Origin of the sequence: Natribacillus halophilus (genome assembly GCF_900100185.1) — a bacterium.
In the GTDB taxonomy this organism is placed as follows: domain Bacteria; phylum Bacillota; class Bacilli; order Bacillales; family Marinococcaceae; genus Natribacillus; species Natribacillus halophilus.
On the sequence record NZ_FNEN01000012.1, the window covers coordinates 51,308 to 70,534 of the forward strand.

Sequence of the window (19,227 nt, forward strand, 5' to 3'; positions counted from 1 at the left end):
GGTTTTTAACATTTACATTACACTCTTGTAATCCCTGTAATATATAAAAAAACCGTCACCTCCAATACTCATACCCATTCATGCTATAATAGCCTCGATCGCTTTTTATGAAGGACGAAGGACAGTAAATGTAAAAAAATCTCGAAAAAGATGCTAAAACATTGTAACGCTTCCCGCTAAAAAACGACTGTGAGGAGGAACGGGATTCGTGGATCGGACGTTTGACCATCTTTATGAGCACTATCATCAATCGATATATCAATTTATTTTTTATATGGTTCGAGATCGCCATGTAGCTGAAGAGCTCGTGCAAGATGTCTATATAAAAGTATTGGGCTCATATGAAACATTTGATGGAAAAAGCAGTGAGAAGACATGGTTGTTTTCGATCGCAAAGCATTTGGCGATCGACTACATACGAAGAGAAAATCGACAGAAGCGAAAATGGTTCGGGACGGTGGTTTCGAATGATAACGTCGATGCCCGCGACCCGGCGCCTCTTCCCGAGGAAGTCACGGTAGCCAATGATGAAGTCCGTGCGGTCTACGAGGCCCTCGGCACTTGTTCGCTCGCTCATCGACAAGTACTGATTCTGAGATTTATCGAGTCATTATCCGTTAAGGAAACGGCGACTGCGTTAGGGTGGTCGGAGAGTAAAGTAAAAACCACGCAACATCGGGCGCTCCAACAAGTCAAAAAGAAATTGAACATTCATTTACGGGAGGAGGGAGAACATGAAGCGTAATCATCGTCAGGAAGATATTGAACGCCATTTGCGCGATCTCGACGGGGTTCGCGATACACGCGCCAAAGAGGAGATTTATCGAAACATCGAGTTGAAAATGCAAGAAAAAGAGCAACCCGTCCGTCGCTTTCGCAAACCGGTAGTATGGGGTTTATCGACGGCTGCCGGCTTGGTGTTGACGGTGATCGTCGTTTCCCAGCTCCCTTCTCCGACATCTACTGAACCATTCAGTGCTGATCAACCGATGAAACAGGATGAGGAAGATCTCACCGGGGATGACGCAGAAGAGGAAACAGAGGGGCGCGATGAAGTCATTATCGAAGAAGATGATGACGGCAAAGGCATGGAACAAGAGGAAGAAGATGAAGGCCCGGAGGAAGATGAATCCTTTGATGTCACCGAAGAAGAAGCCGAACCGGAAGAAGAGGATAGCACGGAAGAGGATGAAGCAGCAGATCGAAGAGTAGAGGAAATGGAGGAAGTCCACGCTGACATTAATTATCGCTCAGCGGCTACCGAAAACGAAGATTCTCTCCTTGCGTTGCCGTTTTTAGCCCCGGATAACGAAACGATTGTAACGATTACCGTTGATGATTCAGCGGAAGCGGAGAATGATGCAGAAGACATTCTCTCCCGCGTTGAACCCGATGAGTTTGGGTTACACGATTCGCCGCTCGATGATTTGAATGGGGATGAATCGCCGGATGAAAGCATACTCGCTGGTTTGGAAGAAGCGGCCCGTTTTGATATTGACCGGCAGTGGCCTGCCGATTGGGATGAACAATTGGAAAACGGGGAAACGGAGACATCCGCGGGGTATTATTTATTGCCCGTTGATGGGAACGCGTACCTGGTAACAGGAAACAGCCTCGATATCGAAGACGATGGCGATGAAACCCTGGAAGATATATTACAGAAAATGGAGACAGAGGATGATGAACGTTTTCAATCGGTCGTCCCTCCCGAGGTGGAATTGGAAAACGTGGATGCGGTAAACGACGAGAACGTGTTGTTATCCTACTCCGGACTGGATGAAATGGATGAAAATAATGAAACAGAGTGGCTGGTGTTTATCGAAGGTGTCTTATTAACAGCGGCTGATTATGGATATGATGATATTGAATTCGAGGGGGATATCGAAGACGTCGAGGAGATCGGTCCCTATCAGCTGAACGAAGCGATAACGCCGCCGGTGGCACCGAACTATATCGGAGAAGTGGAAAATTAAAAGACTCCCCATTTGGGGAGCCAATTCAGTAAGGAGTTATTCAAGATCGGCGGCACTTTCCATGGCATTCACGGAACCTGCCCCCTGGGTATTCTCGTCGAGCCCCAAGTTTTCAGCACCTTCGAGCAATCTTGTTTTAATGTCATCGGGTTCCCACTCTGCATTTAACTCCAACAGTTGCGCGCAGATGCCTGCGACGATGGGGGTGGCCATCGACGTCCCGGACATGGAGATATAGTCGTCATCGACGCGACTTGATTTAGAGACTTTATCCAGAAAAGAACGCGGTGAGCGGACGGATACAATATCTACCCCTGGAGCGAGAATGTCCGGCTTCGTTTCATTATCGATCGTGGGACCGCGACTGGAAAAACTTGCGACGGTATCATCGGAACGATCCGGCGTGTTTTGATCGTCAAGGGCACCTACCGTGATAATCTGCGGACTCGTGCCGGGAGAAGAGATGGTGCCCGCACTTGGCCCTTCGTTGCCCGCGGCTGCAACCACGATCATTCCTTCTTCCCAGGCCTGATTCACCGCCTGCACGACCGGGTCATCGTCTGCAGATTCGGAGCCGGGGCTGCCCAGGGAAAGGGAGAGAATGTCAATGTTGTATTCATCCTTATTTTCCAGGCACCAATCGATACCGGCGATGATATTGGACAGTGGCCCGGCTCCTGATTTGTCCAGCACTTTGACGCCGACAATATGAGCGTCGGAAGCGGGCGCCATATACCGTCCATCGGATAAATGGCCATTCCCGGCCGCGTCGCCGGCACAATGGGTGCCATGTCCATTGTCATCGTATGCTTCGGTCTCATCATTGATAAAATCTTTAAAGGCAACGATGCGATTCTCAGATTCGGTGAAATCAGCGCTTGGATGCACGCCGGTATCAAGAATCGCGATCGTTGTCCCGTCACCGGTCATGCCGTTATCTTGCAGGAAGCTTGCCCGTGTCGTTTCAGTGGCCGTATGAAGCAAGGCACTGAAAGAACGGTTCAAATAAATTTTTTCAATATCATCGCAATTATTACAAAGCTTTTCCAGGGCTTGAGCCGTCAACGTTCCGCTTTGTGACGAAAAGCGGGGAAACGACTGCCTCACCTGGCAGCGCATGTGTGTGTTCGCGATGTGTTGAAAAACGGCACTCCCGTTTTGGTAGCCATGGGCTGCTGTCTTGAACTTGACCAGTACCGGAAACACCTTCAATTTACGAATCCAGAGGTCCGTGTAGGTTTGCAGAAAACACGGGGTGAACCGCATCGGTCTCGTTGCTCCGATTAAGGCATGCCTGAGATGGGTATCTATCAAAGGCCCGTAGGCACGAGCAACCTTCACCGTAGAAAAATGAAACATTGGTTGAACCCCTTTTCTTTGCTGGTTTCACAAGCAATTTATGCTTATAAAGCCAACAATGAGGCGGTTCTTGCTTAGATTTATAAAAAATGATTGATATGTTTACGGCGAAAAAACCCCTCACTCAGAGGGGTTCGGATCATAGATTAATGTTGTATCCTATATAAATAGATTGGCCAGAATTCCTACGATGACGAGGACGATGAAGATGACGCCCAGAGCGTTCGCGATGAAAGAGCCATTCTTTCCTGGTCCCACGCGCCGTTTGTTTTTCCATCTGTTTGGATTAAATTGCGGTGAACCATCATCTTTTGGTGGCGGGACACGTTGAATCGGAATAAACGGCCTGACATTTTGTAAAAACAGCGGTGCCAGGACGACACCTGATAACGCGCCAATAAGGTGAGCCAAAACGTTAATCCCCGGAACAAGAAAGGTCATAACAATCCCAATGATGAGAATGATCGTCACGACTTGCCTACTCTGAGGATCCAGAAGTTCTTTACGAAAAATTATCATATAAAGGTATAAGCCAAGCAGACCGTAAATAGCGCCTGAAGCACCGACGTGGCTATACTGAAGACCTTGTAAAAGGAAAGTGGCAATGTTCGCGATCACTGCCGTAAGAAAATAAATAGAAATAAACTTCACTTTTCCAAGCATTTGCTCAAGGGCAGGGCCAAACAGAAAGAGGGCAAACGAATTAAAAAGGACGTGCTGCAACCCTAAATGTAATACAATGGGTGTCAACAGGCGCCACCATTCGCCCTGGGCGATGAGAAAATTATACCCGATAAAATAATATTCAATCCACAGACCAGGTGGAAAGATTCCCCATTGGCCGAGCGAAACGAGAAGAAACAGACCGAGATGGGTGGCGAGCAGCACCGTTATAACGGGATAATTGCGTGTAAATGAATAAAATGTTTCGTTACGAACGAACATTAGACCACTCCTTCAAAGATCAAGCACATCATTATTTTACCATATGAAGATCTTCGAGATCGAATGAGAAAGGGGACTTGGGCATGATTGTCGGAACCGGCATCGACATCGTGGAATTTAACCGAATGGAAGCGGTGATGGAAAGACAACCGCGGTTTATCACAAGGATTTTAACGCCAGGAGAACGAGACGTGATGGAGGCATTGTCCTCGCGCCGGCAAACCGAATTTCTTGCCGGCAGGTTTGCAGTTAAAGAAGCCCTCGCCAAAGCGAACGGGAGCGGCGTGGGCGCCTCTATTAGCTGGAAGGATGTAGAAGTGTTAAACGCAAAAAGCGGCGCTCCCGTCGCGGTTTGTTCCAGGTTCGATGATTCTATCCACATTCATGCTTCGATTTCTCATTCCCGCTCCTCTGCTGTCGGCCAGGTTATTTTGGAAAAAGCGGACTGAGAGCTGAATCTGCTTTGCCGAGGGATATTTTTTCTCTCTTTCAGACGAGCCGGCATAAGTCATTGGGTTGTCTCATATGATGTATTGCGGTTAGGAGGGGCCTGACATGTTTGTGGAAGGGTGTGGAAATGGCTAGTGGGCTGTTTCATGATTGAATCGTCTTGGATCGCGGGGTGCTGTCATCATGGTTGAAGGATAAATAGGTAAAAAAAACAAAAGTTGCAACCATAATGGCAAGACGGTCGTCGTTTTCACAACCAGTGAAGGCGATTTCACCCACTAAGAGGATTCATCCCTTTCCACTTGCATTTCGATTTTTCAGCAGCTGCTTTAAATAGGTGCCCTCTTTTGTCGTTACAACTGAGACAAAGGAGAGATATTCGGTGAAAAAAGCAGGATGGCTATCTTTGGTTGCACTGGCTTCGGTCGTATTGCTGGCAGCTTGCGGTGAGAAATCCCAGGAAGAGGTCATTGAGGAGTTGGATGAGACCTTACAGACGATGGACGGTTATCAGACAGAAGCGACCATGACGATGCAGACAGGACAAGAGCCGCGTCAATACGATGTCGACATCGCTCACATGCAAAACGAAGAAAACCGGTACTATCGTGTAGAGTTGCAAAATGAAGATGAAGAACAGAATCAAATGATTCTTCGCAACGATGAGGGTGTATTTTTACTCACCCCGGCGTTAAACAAAAGCTTTCGGTTTCAAAGCGATTGGCCCAACAACAATAGCCAAATGTATTTGTATGAATCATTGATTGGAGATATTTTAACTGATACGGAACGCGAATTTGCCGTGGAGGAGAACCAGTATGTTTTTGAAACGAATACGAACTACCAGAATCAAAATCTACATCAACAGGAAATTGTCCTGAACAGCGATGATTTGTCTCCCCATTCGGTAAGGGTATTTGATGAAGACTATAACACACTCGTGGAAGTTGCATTCGAATCGTTTGCTCTAAATGAGACGCTGGAAAGAGATGAATTCGATATGGATGCCAATATGGAAAGCGAGGAAACGGAAGAACCGGCAGCGGTTGAAGAGGAAGAAGCTGAAGATCCACTGGATGTGTTCATGCCTTCATATGAACCGGAAAATACAGAACTGTCGCAAAGTGAAGAGGTTGAGACGGATATAGGGCAAAGGGTGATTTTAACGTACGAAGGTGATCGCCCGTTTACGATTATCCAGCAACCGGCAAGTGTCTCTGCCGCCTCGGGGACTGCACCGACGGAGTTGGGGCAAGGTGAACCGACTGTGCTGGGCGATGTCGTGGGGGTCATGTCCAATGAAACGCTAACCTGGACGGAGAACGGCGTCGAGTTTATCCTTGCTTCAGATTCACTGGAAAATGAAGAAATGTCGGCCATTGCAGAATCGATGACCTCTACGTCTGCGAAATAGGCGCGCTCGAGATATTCTGATATAGATGATTTGGACTCAGAGTTTATCTGGGTCTTTTTTTGCAGGTAAGAAACAATGTGGAACATCAGCTCTGAGTGTTGACATCTCCCCCAAACAATCCAATAATAAACAATGAACATCATCAACTTCAGCAAGGAGAATCAGCTGTGAATGCTTATCAAGCTGGCCAATATCGAGACACTTGGATCGAGATAGATCTGGAGGCTATCGCTGACAATGTTAAAGCGGTGCAGGCCCTTCATGACACGGATATAAACGTGATGGCCGTCGTGAAGGCGGACGGATATGGACACGGGGCTACTCAAGTTGCTCGCGCAGCGATTGCAGCCGGTGCCCAATGGATAGGGGTAGCGCTTTTGGAGGAGGCTGTTGCCTTAAGAGAAGCAGGCATACAGGTGCCGATCCTGGTGCTTGGTCGGATCAATCCCCGGGACGCAAATGTGGCGCAACAATATAAGATTTCGGTAACGGCTTTTCAAAAGGAGTGGTTAGCGGAGGCCAAAACTTATCTTGATACAAACACCCCGCTAAATGTGCATATGAAATGCGATACCGGGATGGGGCGCATAGGTTTAACGGAGGAACAAACGCTTCTGGATATGGTAAAAACAATACTAATGGAAGATGCTTTTCATCTTGAAGGCATTTTCACTCATCTTGCCACCGCGGATGAGTGGGCAACAGATTACCTGGAGCGGCAATTAAAATATTTTCAAACCTATGTTAAGCTTGCAAAAGAGACAGCAGGGCCGATCCCTTATGTTCACTACAGCAATAGTGCCGCGAGCTTGCGATACCCCGGCACGGATTATAATATGATTCGTTTTGGCATCTCCATGTATGGACTCGTCCCCGCGGTTGACACCGCCGCGGATATCCCCGTTTCTTTACTGCCGGCTATGTCACTTCACAGCCGTTTGGTTCATGTAAAAAAAGTGGCGCCGTCCACCTCCATTAGTTACGGGGCGACGTATCAGGCAAGCGAGGAAGAATGGATTGGCACCGTGCCTATAGGCTACGGGGACGGATGGTTAAGAGCGAACGCGACGAACGGCGGTGAAGTTCTCGTGGAAGGCGAGCGCTGTCCGATCGTCGGCCGAATATGCATGGACCAAATGATGGTCAGACTTCCGAAGGAACTCCCCGTAGGAACGAAAGTGACATTAATCGGTCAACAGAAAGAAGAAAAAATAACCATAGAGGAAGTAGCACAACGCCTATCTACCATCACTTATGAAATTCCCTGTACACTGAACAACAGAATTCCCCGCTATTATTATCCCGCTGAAAAACAATAGCCCAAAAAAGTTCTACATTTTTCGCAGTATAGGCAGGAATTTTGTCGAATGTGTCGAATAACACGGGTAGAAAACTGTCACATCCGGAAAAAATCAGTTTTTGCAAATTGCCCGGTTGGATGCTATTATGTGTACAGAGCATTCAAGGTCGTGGGTGAAACGTTTGTGCAGGAGGTGTTTTCTCTTGTCCCAGGACAGCGCCAGTCACATTATGATCAGCCTTCCTAATTATTTATTGCGAGAGGTGGACCGAATGACAAAACGCGATGGATTAAACCGCAGTGATTTTCTCCACCAGGCGGCAACGAAGTATTTACACGAGCGTAAAGAAATCGTACGGGAATCTATGCAGCAAGGTTATGTAGAGATGGCCAGCATTAACCTGAACATCGCGACGGAGTCGTTTGAACTGGAAGAGGAAGCTGAATCGTGGGTAGACTACAGAAATATCGGCGGGGCTCAGCTTTAGCATTTTTATGATCCTTTTTGAAAAGAGGAGCCCTATAAAGTTGCTTCGATCAATTGATCGGCAACTTTTTTTAGCAGGTAAGAAAGTATAAACCACTTTCTTATCCTGCATAAGTGTAACTAAGGCTTATCGCCTTAAAGGCTTGGCGATAAGCCAAGTTTTCTTTATGTAAAGGTGAACCCTCGGGTAAGATTTGCGTTCCTATACAAAGCATGAAATAATTAGTATAAACAGCAATATGGGGGTATAGACATGCATTCTTCGGTTATAGATTATATTCATCAAAGAAAAACACACTATATAACGAAATGGAAAGAAGACCTCACTCAGCTGGTATTTCAGCAAGAAGGCCTTTCAGATGATCTCACAGAAGATATAACCAACGAAATGATCGATTTAGTATTTGATGGATTATTCTCCGAAGAGCATGAGCAAGAAGAGCGACTGCGGCGCTTCGCTGACCGTTTAAGCCACTATGGTTTGCCGCTTAGTGATTACATCCGCGGTTTGCAATCCATGCGACAAACGGTAAAAAGTGATTTGGATGCCCAGTATTCAGAAGGACAAGTTGCGGCCTTTGAAGCCTGGCTGGATGAGCTCATCAGCAAGTTGGTGGATGCGGGCGCAAAGACACAAGAGAGAGTCATCGATTTACAAAACGTTGCGCTCAAGGAGATGTCCGCGCCATTAATTCCGGTTTTTGACAGAATTAGTGTCATGCCTCTAATCGGCACAATTGATACTAAACGCGCACAACAAATTATGGAAAATTTATTGGAAGGCATTATCGAATTTCGCACGCAAGTGGTTTTGATCGATATTACCGGTGTCCCTGTCGTTGATACGATGGTCGCTCAACATATTATTAAAGTCTCGAAAGCTGTTGGACTCGTGGGATCAAAGTGTATTATTGTGGGTATCCGGCCGGAAATCGCCCAGACGATCGTTAATCTTGGTATTGATTTGAGTAAGTTTTCGACAACGAGCAATCTTAAAGAAGGGGTGGAAACGGCCTTGGCCATCACCCAACGCGAAATCACACCATTATCGACTTCCTGACCAGAACACTTTGCTCACCTCTAACCTCTTACATCCCACATCTAGTACCGGAGGTATAAGTTATGAGAATACCGATATTAAAATTAGGGAAATACTTACTGATTTCTATCCAGGTTGAGTTGGATGATCAGACAGCGATCCAATTTCAGGAAGATTTGTTAAACAGAATTCATCAAGAGGGCTCGCAGGGCATCGTGATTGACTTAACGTCCGTAGACATGATCGATTCTTATATTGCCAAGGTCATCGGGGATGTTGTGAAGATGTCCAATTTAATGGGAGCTAAAGTCGTCTTGACCGGCATCCAACCGGCGGTGGCCATTACATTGGTTGAAATGGGCGTATCATTGAACGAAGTTCATACAGCCCTGGATCTGGAACAAGGGCTTGAAACATTACAACAGGAACTGGAGGGGTGATGATGCGCACTCAGCCTTCTGTTGAGGTTGGCACAGAATGGGGAATTGTTTCTGCACGTCAAGCCGGACGGGAACTTGCCAAAGAGGTGGGTTTCAACAATGTCGATCAAGCCCGAATCGCGACGGCGATATCCGAGTTGGCACGAAATATTTATTTATATACAGAGAACGGGGTCATCGAACTGGAAGTGGTGGAGAAAGACGCTTTAAAAGGGATGAAAATTATTGCCCGTGATGATGGACCGGGCATCGAGAACATTAGGGATGTTATGGAGGATGGCTATTCTTCATCAGGTGGTCTCGGTGCTGGGTTACCGGGAGTGAAACGATTGTTGGATGAGTTTGATATCGAAAGTGAGCTTGGTAACGGGACGGTGATTTCGACGATTAAGTGGCTTCGGTAGGGAGGGATCAAATCGATGGAAATGTATCAAGCCTTACAAAACAGCTATAAACAGATCCTCTACAACTTTCTTAATAAAAAGAGCGAACAAAGCCTCTACGATGCCCAGCAGTTCAGCAAGAAAGTGATTGAAGAAGAAATAGCGCCGGAAGAGATTGTCAGCATCCACCTTGAAGTAATTGAAGAACTATACCCGAATTTGCCCCAGGAAACACGTGAATCTTTTGAGTTTTTACTTGAAGTGATGATCGGATACGGCATGGCTCATCGTGAGCATCAAATTTTGAAACGCAAACAGCTGGAGCTGGAGTCGGAATTTGACGTTGCCGCTAATATGCAGGATACATTTTTGCCTAAAGAAATACCGCAAAGCAAAGACGTAGATATAGGGGTTATCAGTGTGCCTGCCTCCAAGATGAACGGCGATTATTATAATATCATTAAGCCTGATTCTGACAGCCTCAGCATCGCTATCGCCGATATTATCGGAAAAGGTGTTCCGGCTGCCCTTTGTATGTCAATGATTAAATACGCCATGGACAGTCTCCCGGAAGACTTGATGCAGCCCGGTCAATTATTGGCAAGCTTAAATCGGACCGTCGAGAAAAATATTGCCTCTCATATGTTTGTGACGATGATGTACGCCTCATATGATGCGCGTACGCATTTATTTTCCTACGCAGGTGCCGGTCATGAACCCGGTTTCTATTATAATGCCGCTGAAGACCGTTTCGAAGAATTGTTCGCAAAAGGCTTGGCCCTCGGTATATCCCGTGATACGCAATATCGGGAATATCAACAGCTTCTCCAGCCGGGTGATTTTATCGTTTTGCTCTCCGATGGAGTTACGGAATGTCGGGCAGGCGAAGAGTTTTTGGAGAGGGACGAATTAACAAGATTAATCCGTTTATATCAAGATCGAAGCGTCCAGGAAATCGTTGACTGTGTCTATAAAGATCTGGAAAAGTGGCAGGACTTTCAGCTTCACGATGATTTTACACTCATCATTTTGCGCCGGGAAGTTTAATGTAAAAGCATAAAGGGTAATACACTATACGGCCGCTTGGCCGTTTTTATTTGCTTACATTTTTATAAATACAAATGATTTAAAGAAAACTTGGCTTATCGCCAAGCCTTTAAGGCGAGAAGCCTTAGTTGCACTTATGCAGGATAAGAAAGTGGTTTATACTTTCTTATCTGCCAAGGAAGACTGAACCATCGAGGAGGACATTGCATGAATTTAGACGTAAAGACAGAAACTTTAGCCGAGGGAGCCAAACTATTGGTTTCCGGAGAAATCGATGCTTATACAGCCCCGCAACTGAAAGAAGCATTAATGCCCCTGGCCGAAAAACGGGAAGCTTATGTCGTCGTTGATTTAGATGGTGTCAATTACATCGATAGCACAGGTCTGGGTATATTCGTCGGTGCGCTTAAAGCGGCGGACCAGAACAATGGTACATTGCGCCTGATTTCCCTCAATGAAAGGGTTAGACGCCTTTTTTCGATTACCGGCCTTGATGAAATGATTGACATTGATGAGAAAAGGGAGGGTACCGGGAAATGACAGCACACCAGGATTTAATTGAAATGAAAGTGCCTGCTAAACCTGAATATGTAGGGATTGTCAGGCTAACCGTATCAGGGGTTGCGAATCGCGTCGGTTACACCTATGATGAAATTGAGGACATTAAGGTGGCCATTGCCGAAGCTTGTACGAATGTCGTTGACCATGCGTATCATGACGAAGGATTGATTTCCCTTGAGGTGAGCGTTCGAGAACAATTTGTAGAGTTCAGGATCACCGACTATGGGAGAGACGCAAATGCAGGGGAACTGAAAAAATACAGAGGTCCAATTCAACCTGACGAACCGATTCAGGAACTTACAGAAGGAGGACTCGGCCTTTTCCTTATCGAATCTTTAATGGATGACGTCGAAATTAAACAGAATAAGGGCGTAGCCATTGTCATGAAAAAGTTTTTTCTAAAGGATGGGGTAACGCATGGGACCGATGGATTCGAAACAAAGACAACCAACGAAAATAGATGAAAACAACATTTATCAATGGATAGAAGAATTTCAACAAGAACCGACGGATGAGATACAAACGCAATTAATTATGCACTACGATCCGCTTGTACAATCACTTGCGCGCAAATTCTCCCGCAGTCAAGGACACGATGATGATCTTTACCAAGTCGGCATGATTGGTTTGCTGGCGGCTCTGCGCCGTTTCGATCCGTCGTTCAACCGTTCGTTTGAATCTTTCGCCGTCCCTACGATTGTCGGGGAAATTAAACGGTTTATCAGAGATAAAACCTGGAGTGTCCATGTTCCCCGGCGGATTAAAGAATTAGGTCCCAAAATCAAAAAAGCGGTGGAAGATTTAACAACAGAACACCAGCGCTCTCCGCAAGTTTCCGAAATCGCTGCCTATTTAAATGTAAGCGAAGAAGAAGTTCTGGAAACGATGGAAATGGGAAAAAGTTATCAGGCGCTTTCCGTGGATCGTTCCATCGAAGCTGATGCTGAAGGGAGCGAGGTCACGCTGCTGGACCTTGTTGGCTCCGATGAACAAGGTTACGAGCAGACCGATCAGCGACTGCTGTTGGACAAGGCTTTCGCAGTCCTCTCCAACCGCGAAAAAGAAATTTTACGCTGCACATATTTTGACCATTTAAGTCAAAAAGAGACGGGAGAGCAGCTCAACATTTCGCAAATGCATGTCTCCCGCCTGCAACGGCGTGCACTTCACAAATTGCGTGAATCCATTCGCGTGGAACCTTCGGAGTGTTTATGATTAAAATCATTGAAGAGGAACATCTAAAAGTTAAAACAGCCGCCTGTCAAAAAGAAAAACCAGGCTATACGATTTGCGGAGATGCTTATTGTATGTTGGAGACCGAGGGCTATTTTCTCGCTGCCCTCGCCGATGGGCTTGGAAGTGGGGAGATAGCGAACCGTTCGGCGCGACTGGCCGTCGACGTTATCGAAAAGGAGCATGGAAGCCTGAGCCTTGAGAGGCTTATGTCTGCCTGCAACCAATCACTCATAAGCGAACGCGGTGTCGTTTTGACAATGTTAAAAATCGATTACCGTACGAAAAGAATTGATTATGTCAACGTCGGAAATGTAGAATGCTTGATAAACGTGGACAATGAGACGTGTTATCGTCCCATATCCATGTCCGGTTTTCTTTCCGGGCACCGGACCGTGCCGAGGGCTAACGCCTTCCACTTCCATTCAGAATTGTCATTCGTTTTATATTCCGACGGGGTTGAGCACCATGGGATGAAAGATGCTTTCGTTCGACACGGGGCGACCCCGGCAAGGTTTGTGAAAAATCGGGTTACCGAGCAAGGTGTCGGACACAAAGATGACATGACCATTATCGCCGGACATATCACGTGAACCGTTTTGTCTATTGAGGGCATAACGGTTTTTTCCTGCTGCCCGCGAGAAGCATATTATATGCTAAACTATAGGGACAGGATGTTTAGAGGAGGCTGGAAACATGGAAACCGCGACATTGGATGCGAAAGAGACCATTAAGAGTATTGCCCATCAACTGGGGACAAAAGAACGATTTGTGAAAGCGATTGTTGATTTGCATGAAGAAGGAAACACCATCCCGTTTATGGCCCGTTATCGAAAAGAACAAACGGGAAATGCGGATGAAATGGAAATCAGACAAGCCCTGGACCATTGGCAATATGTCAATCAGCTGCACAATCGGCAGCAAGAGGTCCTTCGTTTAATTGAGGAACAGGGAAAGCTAACGGCCCAACTGACCGACGATATAAAAAAGACAAGCAAGCTACAGGAAGTCGAGGATATCTACCGTCCGTATAAACAAAAGAGACGCACACGAGCCACCATTGCCAAGGAAAAAGGACTGGAACCTTTTGCCGGTCGCCTTTTTCAATTGCCGCGCGAGATCGATGTGGACAGGGAGGCGGATGCTTACATAAATGAAGATGAAGACCTTGGCGATCGGGAGGCTGTGTTAAAGGGAGTCAAAGACATTATAGCGGAATGGGTAGCCGATGACCCGGCCGTCCGCCAAAAGATGCGATCTCTTACGTGGCAGAACGGCCAACTGCAAACGACGATCAAGAAAAAAGCCGATGATGAAGCCCGGACGTACGAAATGTACTACGACTACGCCGAGCGTATTGGCCGGATTCCGGAACATCGCATATTGGCGGTCAATCGCGGAGAGAAGGACGATGTTTTAAAAGTACAGGTGACGGCTGACAGTTCTTTTTTAATCAACAAAATCGAGAATCTCGTCGTGAAACGTTTCGGCTCTCCCGCTGTAGAGATGGTGCAGTCCGCCATCGAAGATAGCTATAAACGGCTCATTGCACCGGCGGTGGAACGGGACATCCGCAATGATTTGACCGAGAAAGCGGATGCCCAGGCGATTCATGTATTTTCCGACAATCTAAAGCAATTGTTGTTGCAACCGCCCTTTCTGGGGAAAACGGTCCTCGGTATCGATCCCGCTTATCGAACCGGGTGCAAATGGGCGGTCGTTGATGAGACCGGCAAAATGCTGGAAACAGGGGTTTTTTATCCGACACCCCCGAACAATGAGCAAGAGAAATCAGCAAAAGTACTGGCGTTCTTAATCGATAAGTATGCGATTACGATTATCGCGATTGGAAATGGTACAGCTTCACAGGAAACCGAATTGTTCGTTTCTGATTTTCTTTCTCAATCTGAGATCAATATCGCCTATGTTATCACTAATGAGGCAGGCGCGAGCGTTTATTCTGCTTCAGACGTCGCACGCGAGGAGTTCCCCGATTTGGAAGTGGAAGAGCGCAGCGCCATATCAATCGCCCGAAGATTGCAGGATCCCCTTTCCGAACTTGTGAAAATTGATCCTCGCTCCATCGGTGTCGGACAGTATCAACATGATGTCAGCGCCAAACAGCTGAGCAGTTCCCTTGATTTCGTTGTGGAGACGGCGGTGAACCAAGTGGGGGTTGATGTGAATACGGCATCGACAAGTTTATTGCAACACGTCTCGGGGTTGAATAAAATGGTGGCCAATCAAATCGTGAAGCAGCGGGAGACCAACGGAAAATACAAAACGAGGGCACAACTCACTTCAGTCCCTCGTTTAGGGGCAAAAACATATGAGCAGGCGGCAGGGTTTCTGCGCATCGCCGATGGAGACGAACCGCTTGATCGAACCCCTATTCACCCGGAAAGCTACGCGGTGACTGAGCGATTGCTTACGGACATGGATGTGCACGATTGGGATCTCGGTTCGAATGCGATTAAAGAAAAAGTGGACCAATTGAATTTGGGTGAAGCGTCTCAGCGATTGGAGATTGGAGAAATCACCTTACAGGATATCGCTGAAGCATTGGTTCGTCCAAATCGGGATCCGCGGGAAGACTTACCCACGCCTTTGTTGAAAACAGGGGTGATGTCGATGGAAGATCTGGAGAAAGGGATGGAGCTGCAAGGGACCGTCCGTAACGTTGTTGACTTCGGCGCCTTCGTCGACATTGGTGTGAAAGAAGACGGCCTCGTCCACGTATCCAAGCTCGCTAATCGTTTTATCAAGCATCCCCAGGAGGTCGTCGCTGTTGGGGACATCGTGACCGTTTGGGTTGAAGATGTGGATATTCAAAAAGGAAGAATCTCTTTGACGATGAGAAAATAAAGAAAACTTGGCTTATCGCCAAGCCTTTAAGGCGATAAGCCTTAGTTGCACTTATGCAGGATAAGAAAGTGGTTTATACTTTCTTACCTGCCAATAAAAAACCTGCGTCTATACGCGCAGGTTTTCTATATCAAGATAAGCATTTAAATGGTATGATGTACAAAGGTGGTTAAAGAACCTCTTCCTGAGTATTGCGTTTCAAATAAGTGTACCAACATTGGTTAAGCATAACGATTTCATAACGATTTTTTTCAAAATAAGCCTTTTCCAATTGTTTCTTGAGCCAGTAAGGCACTTCAGATCCCTCCTTGTTCGCGAGACCTTAAAGGCTTTACGATTATTATATGTAGGAATGGTTGTCAACGTTGAGCACGATTTAAGCGCGTTGAAGAAAGGACATTCAGGATGACCGATGAACAATTGCAACAGCTGACGGAAGAATTATCCCGTCTTTATTTTAAAAGAACGTTTCGCCATCGCATTCGCTTTAACCCTCGGCTGCGAACAACCGGCGGGCGTTATCTGCTTGCCAGCCACGAGATTGAAATTAACCCGAAACATGAAGCGCATTTCGGCCGCGAGGAATTAAAAGCGATCATTAAACACGAACTCTGCCATTATCATCTTCATTTAGAAGGCAAAGGCTATCAACATAAAGACAGGGACTTTAAAAACTTGCTTGAAAAAGTGGGCGGCTCAAGGCATTGCCAGGCAGTCCCCGGGATGAGAAAGACACAGCCGATCAAATATTATTATGCGTGTGTCGATTGCCAACACGTTTATCCGCGGAAGCGGGCGATGGATACGCAAAAGTTCGTCTGTGGCATTTGTGGAGGCAAGTTAAAAATGCGTGAAAGGTCATTGACGACATAACATACCTGTGGTACATTATAAAAGGCCGTTTCGGGAGCGGTTCATTTTTGTACCGGGACACAAATTATAAGTTGACAAGTCTACTTACTTCATGTACTATCGAATTTGTCGAAAAAACAAGGAAGCATATTCCGCAGTAGCTCAGGGGTAGAGCAATCGACTGTTAATCGATCTGTCGCTGGTTCGAATCCGGCCTGCGGAGCCAGCGGAGAAGTACTCAAGTGGCTGAAGAGGCGCCCCTGCTAAGGGTGTAGGTCGCGCAAGCGACGCGAGGGTTCAAATCCCTCCTTCTCCGCCATTCCAGAATACAGAAGTCAGAGGCCAGAAGCCAGAAGCCAGAATGGATCGAATTGGTTTGCCAATTCGCACATTAAATCCGACATCCGGCTTCCGACATCTGATATCCGACACGGCCCGTTGGTCAAGGGGTTAAGACACCGCCCTTTCACGGCGGTAACGCGGGTTCGAATCCCGCACGGGTCACCATTATTTCGGAGGGTTAGCTCAGTTGGGAGAGCATCTGCCTTACAAGCAGGAGGTCGGCGGTTCGAGCCCGTCACCCTCCACCATTGAGAGAGCGAAATGGGCCTGTAGTGTAGCGGTGAACATGCCTGCCTGTCACGCAGGAGATCGCGGGTTCGAATCCCGTCAGGCCCGCCATTTTCAATGAATTTGGGCCATAGCCAAGTGGTAAGGCATCAGGTTTTGGTCCTGAGATGCGCTGGTTCGAATCCAGCTGGCCCAGCCACTTAAGATTAGAGCATGCATATACAAGCGGGTGTGGCGGAATCGGCAGACGCGCTAGATTTAGGATCTAGTGTCTTACGACGTGTGGGTTCAAGTCCCACCGCCCGCACCATTTTTTTGTATCGAAATGGCAGAACGCACTAGGTTGAGGGCCTAGTGGGATATAAAAATCATATTGCGGTTGTGGCGGAATGGCAGACGCGCTAGGTTGAGGGCCTAGTGGTAGTAAAATACCGTGTGGGTTCAAGTCCCACCGACCGCACCAACATAAAGATTTACACACCAACACTTCGAGCGTGTTGGTGTTTTATTTTGATATGAGAAGTGGCTTTGATATGACGTTTGTGTACCAATTGTGAACCATTAAATATCCGTAATTTGGTACATAGTAAATGTTTGGTTTTTATAAGCTATCGTAGAAACGATCTGCTTTTCGGAATTTTATGGAACGATGGATGTTCATTCATATCCGAGTATATTATAATAAAGACAATGGGAGGGTGAATATGCCTAATGAAAATGTAACAAATAAGGAAGTTAATGTTGACCACGATCGCCTGTTCAAAGAGTTAATCCAAGAATTTTTTCAAGAATTCATGGTCTTGTTTTTCCCGAAGGTTCATGAGAATATTGATTATGTCCATCTCAAATTTTTGGATAAAGAAATGATTACGGATGTCAGTGATCGGGAAAAACGGTATTTAGACATTATTGTGGAAACAAAGTTACGGGGTGAGGATAGCCTTATTATTGTTCATGTTGAACCACAGGCTTCTTACCAACCAAATTTTAATGATCGAATGTTCCGGTATTTTAGTCGTCTGTATGAAAGGCATCGTAGGCGTATTGTTCCTATCGCCGTTTTCAGTTATGATGAAAAAAATAAAGAAGAACCCAATTCATTTAAAATGAGTTTCCCGTTTTTGGATGTATTGCAATTTAACTACTTAACGGTTGAGTTAAATAAATTGAACTGGCGGGAATACATTCGGAAAGATAACCCTGTGGCAGGTGCATTAATGAGTAAAATGGGGTACACTAAGGATGAAAAGATCGAGGTTAAGAAAGAATTTTTACGGATGCTCGTTCGCCTTGAACTCGACCCGGCACGGAATCATTTGCTAACCACATTTTTTGAAACGTATTTGGAGCTTTCAGAGCACGAAGAGCATATACTGGCAGACGAAGTCAAAAATCAACTTGATCCCGAGGAGGAGGCGAAAGTTATGGAATTAATGACTTCTTATGAACGAAGAGGGATGGAGAAAGGAAAACAAGATTCCATTTTAACTTTTTTGGACGCAAGGTTTGGCCTAACGACGGATTCAGTACAAGAACAAGTGCGTTCGATTAAGGATGTAGAATTGTTGGATGAAGTATTACGCAAAGTATTTTCAGCAAAATCCTATGAAGATGCACAAGAAATTATTGAAGAAATAGCAAAAACAAGAAACGAATAATTTATTAATGATGTTAAAGAATAGCGGGAGCAAAATCTCGTGTGAGTTCATATGCCATAGACTGTATCACCATAATTCTTCATACACCAATACTTAGAGAGTGTTGGTGTTAATTTAATTTGAGGATTATGCAGTTTTATTGGAAAAGGGGAGGGGTTGAATTATGGTTCTAAAAATCCGTATTTGATACAATGAAGTTGTTCAACAATCAGGCCAGATTGTTGCATAAATCATAAAGTTTTAAATCATACGCTATTCTTGAAAACGAGAAATGAAGGTGGAAGTCATTATGGTGATACAGGGAAGCTTTGTGTACCTAAGACCTATCAAAGATGAAGATATGGAAAGCATTCATCATTCTTGTCAGGATGAAGAGTTTCTCTATATGACTGGCACTCGGCAGTCATTTACTCTTAATGAAATTACAGAAAAATATAAACAGTTTAGTGAGAACCCTACACGTTATGATTTCGCCATTTGTCTGTTGGATAATTATCAATTAATAGGTCATTTAGCCATCTTAGAAATTGATCCAGACAATAAAAAAGCAGGTTTTAGAATATCGCTACATAGTCGAAGTGCTGTAAACAAAGGTTATGGTACTGAAGCAACTCAGCTTGCACAAAAATTTACTTTTGAGGAGCTTAAATT

General features: G+C 45.8%; 21 protein-coding genes and 8 tRNA genes. 26 read left to right on the top strand and 3 right to left on the bottom strand.

Annotated features, from left to right (window positions below; genetic code table 11):
* The first annotated feature begins 208 nt into the window (after positions 1-208).
* Positions 209-745 (top strand): RNA polymerase sigma factor SigX, encoded by a 537-nt coding sequence (locus BLS58_RS12690; protein WP_090399175.1) that lies wholly within the window; start codon positions 209-211, stop codon positions 743-745.
* Positions 735-1,973: a hypothetical protein gene (locus tag BLS58_RS12695; RefSeq protein ID WP_090399176.1), complete on the top strand. Its 1,239-nt coding sequence runs from the start codon at positions 735-737 to the stop codon at positions 1,971-1,973. The genes BLS58_RS12690 and BLS58_RS12695 overlap by 11 nt, the downstream gene beginning before the upstream one ends.
* 36 nt (positions 1,974-2,009) lie before the next feature.
* On the opposite strand, the gene BLS58_RS12700 is transcribed toward BLS58_RS12695, so the two are convergent.
* Entirely contained in the window at positions 2,010-3,332 is a 1,323-nt protein-coding gene (locus BLS58_RS12700; protein ID WP_090399177.1) for a S8 family peptidase, read from the bottom strand.
* 159 nt (positions 3,333-3,491) lie between these two features.
* Positions 3,492-4,277 (bottom strand): rhomboid family intramembrane serine protease, encoded by a 786-nt coding sequence (locus BLS58_RS12705; RefSeq protein WP_090399178.1) that lies wholly within the window; start codon positions 4,275-4,277, stop codon positions 3,492-3,494.
* A gap of 83 nt (positions 4,278-4,360) precedes the next feature.
* Here BLS58_RS12705 and acpS point away from each other — a divergent pair, with 83 nt between their 5' ends.
* From acpS to BLS58_RS12770, 13 genes are all read left to right on the top strand, one after another.
* Entirely contained in the window at positions 4,361-4,726 is a 366-nt protein-coding gene (gene acpS / locus BLS58_RS12710) for a holo-ACP synthase (RefSeq protein WP_090399179.1), read from the top strand.
* Positions 4,727-5,109: 383 nt separating this feature from the next.
* Positions 5,110-6,141: a LolA family protein gene (locus BLS58_RS12715; protein ID WP_090399180.1), complete on the top strand. Its 1,032-nt coding sequence runs from the start codon at positions 5,110-5,112 to the stop codon at positions 6,139-6,141.
* A gap of 167 nt (positions 6,142-6,308) precedes the next feature.
* Positions 6,309-7,460 carry an alanine racemase gene (gene alr / locus BLS58_RS12720; RefSeq protein ID WP_090399181.1) on the top strand — a complete coding sequence of 384 codons (1,152 nt, stop codon included), beginning with the start codon at positions 6,309-6,311 and terminating at the stop codon, positions 7,458-7,460.
* 184 nt (positions 7,461-7,644) lie between these two features.
* The gene (locus BLS58_RS12725; RefSeq protein ID WP_176764739.1) at positions 7,645-7,929 is read left to right on the top strand and encodes a CopG family ribbon-helix-helix protein; all 285 of its coding nucleotides are present in this window, start codon (positions 7,645-7,647) and stop codon (positions 7,927-7,929) included.
* A 252-nt stretch (positions 7,930-8,181) separates the two neighbouring features.
* Entirely contained in the window at positions 8,182-8,988 is an 807-nt protein-coding gene (locus BLS58_RS12730; protein WP_090399182.1) for an STAS domain-containing protein, read from the top strand.
* A gap of 62 nt (positions 8,989-9,050) precedes the next feature.
* Positions 9,051-9,407, top strand: coding sequence for an STAS domain-containing protein (locus BLS58_RS12735; protein ID WP_090399183.1), 357 nt, complete (start codon positions 9,051-9,053; stop codon positions 9,405-9,407).
* Between the two features lie 2 nt (positions 9,408-9,409).
* Positions 9,410-9,811: an anti-sigma regulatory factor gene (locus tag BLS58_RS12740; RefSeq protein WP_090399184.1), complete on the top strand. Its 402-nt coding sequence runs from the start codon at positions 9,410-9,412 to the stop codon at positions 9,809-9,811.
* A gap of 15 nt (positions 9,812-9,826) precedes the next feature.
* Positions 9,827-10,837 carry a PP2C family protein-serine/threonine phosphatase gene (locus tag BLS58_RS12745; protein WP_090399185.1) on the top strand — a complete coding sequence of 337 codons (1,011 nt, stop codon included), beginning with the start codon at positions 9,827-9,829 and terminating at the stop codon, positions 10,835-10,837.
* A gap of 207 nt (positions 10,838-11,044) precedes the next feature.
* Positions 11,045-11,377: an STAS domain-containing protein gene (locus BLS58_RS12750; RefSeq protein WP_090399186.1), complete on the top strand. Its 333-nt coding sequence runs from the start codon at positions 11,045-11,047 to the stop codon at positions 11,375-11,377.
* Positions 11,374-11,862 (top strand): anti-sigma B factor RsbW, encoded by a 489-nt coding sequence (gene rsbW / locus BLS58_RS12755; protein ID WP_090399187.1) that lies wholly within the window; start codon positions 11,374-11,376, stop codon positions 11,860-11,862. Before BLS58_RS12750 ends, rsbW begins: the two co-directional genes overlap by 4 nt.
* A complete protein-coding gene (sigB, locus tag BLS58_RS12760; protein WP_090399198.1) occupies positions 11,825-12,613 on the top strand; it encodes an RNA polymerase sigma factor SigB in 789 nt (262 codons plus the stop codon). The genes rsbW and sigB overlap by 38 nt, the downstream gene beginning before the upstream one ends.
* Positions 12,610-13,224, top strand: coding sequence for a SpoIIE family protein phosphatase (locus tag BLS58_RS12765; RefSeq protein WP_090399188.1), 615 nt, complete (start codon positions 12,610-12,612; stop codon positions 13,222-13,224). Before sigB ends, BLS58_RS12765 begins: the two co-directional genes overlap by 4 nt.
* Positions 13,225-13,327: 103 nt before the next feature.
* Positions 13,328-15,496: a Tex family protein gene (locus BLS58_RS12770; protein ID WP_090399189.1), complete on the top strand. Its 2,169-nt coding sequence runs from the start codon at positions 13,328-13,330 to the stop codon at positions 15,494-15,496.
* Positions 15,497-15,665: 169 nt separating this feature from the next.
* On the opposite strand, the gene cmpA is transcribed toward BLS58_RS12770, so the two are convergent.
* Positions 15,666-15,791, bottom strand: a complete 126-nt coding sequence (gene cmpA / locus BLS58_RS12775) for a cortex morphogenetic protein CmpA (protein ID WP_090399190.1) — start codon at positions 15,789-15,791, stop codon at positions 15,666-15,668.
* A 110-nt stretch (positions 15,792-15,901) separates the two neighbouring features.
* Between cmpA and BLS58_RS12780 the strand changes: the two genes are divergently transcribed.
* The 11 genes from BLS58_RS12780 to BLS58_RS12830 all read left to right on the top strand — a co-directional run.
* The gene (locus BLS58_RS12780) at positions 15,902-16,369 is read left to right on the top strand and encodes a SprT family protein (protein ID WP_090399191.1); all 468 of its coding nucleotides are present in this window, start codon (positions 15,902-15,904) and stop codon (positions 16,367-16,369) included.
* Between the two features lie 130 nt (positions 16,370-16,499).
* A tRNA-Asn gene (locus tag BLS58_RS12785) sits at positions 16,500-16,574 on the top strand.
* A gap of 2 nt (positions 16,575-16,576) precedes the next feature.
* Positions 16,577-16,667 (top strand) — tRNA-Ser (locus BLS58_RS12790).
* A 113-nt stretch (positions 16,668-16,780) separates the two neighbouring features.
* Positions 16,781-16,855, top strand: a tRNA-Glu gene (locus tag BLS58_RS12795).
* Between the two features lie 7 nt (positions 16,856-16,862).
* Positions 16,863-16,938, top strand: a tRNA-Val gene (locus BLS58_RS12800).
* Between the two features lie 15 nt (positions 16,939-16,953).
* Positions 16,954-17,029, top strand: a tRNA-Asp gene (locus BLS58_RS12805).
* 13 nt (positions 17,030-17,042) lie between these two features.
* A tRNA-Gln gene (locus BLS58_RS12810) sits at positions 17,043-17,117 on the top strand.
* 26 nt (positions 17,118-17,143) lie between these two features.
* A tRNA-Leu gene (locus BLS58_RS12815) sits at positions 17,144-17,228 on the top strand.
* Between the two features lie 65 nt (positions 17,229-17,293).
* Positions 17,294-17,381 (top strand) — tRNA-Leu (locus BLS58_RS12820).
* Positions 17,382-17,622: 241 nt separating this feature from the next.
* Positions 17,623-18,576 carry an RpnC/YadD family protein gene (locus BLS58_RS12825; protein ID WP_090399192.1) on the top strand — a complete coding sequence of 318 codons (954 nt, stop codon included), beginning with the start codon at positions 17,623-17,625 and terminating at the stop codon, positions 18,574-18,576.
* Between the two features lie 289 nt (positions 18,577-18,865).
* Positions 18,866-19,227: GNAT family N-acetyltransferase (locus BLS58_RS12830; protein WP_090399193.1), on the top strand; the 362-nt coding region annotated here is incomplete at its 3' end.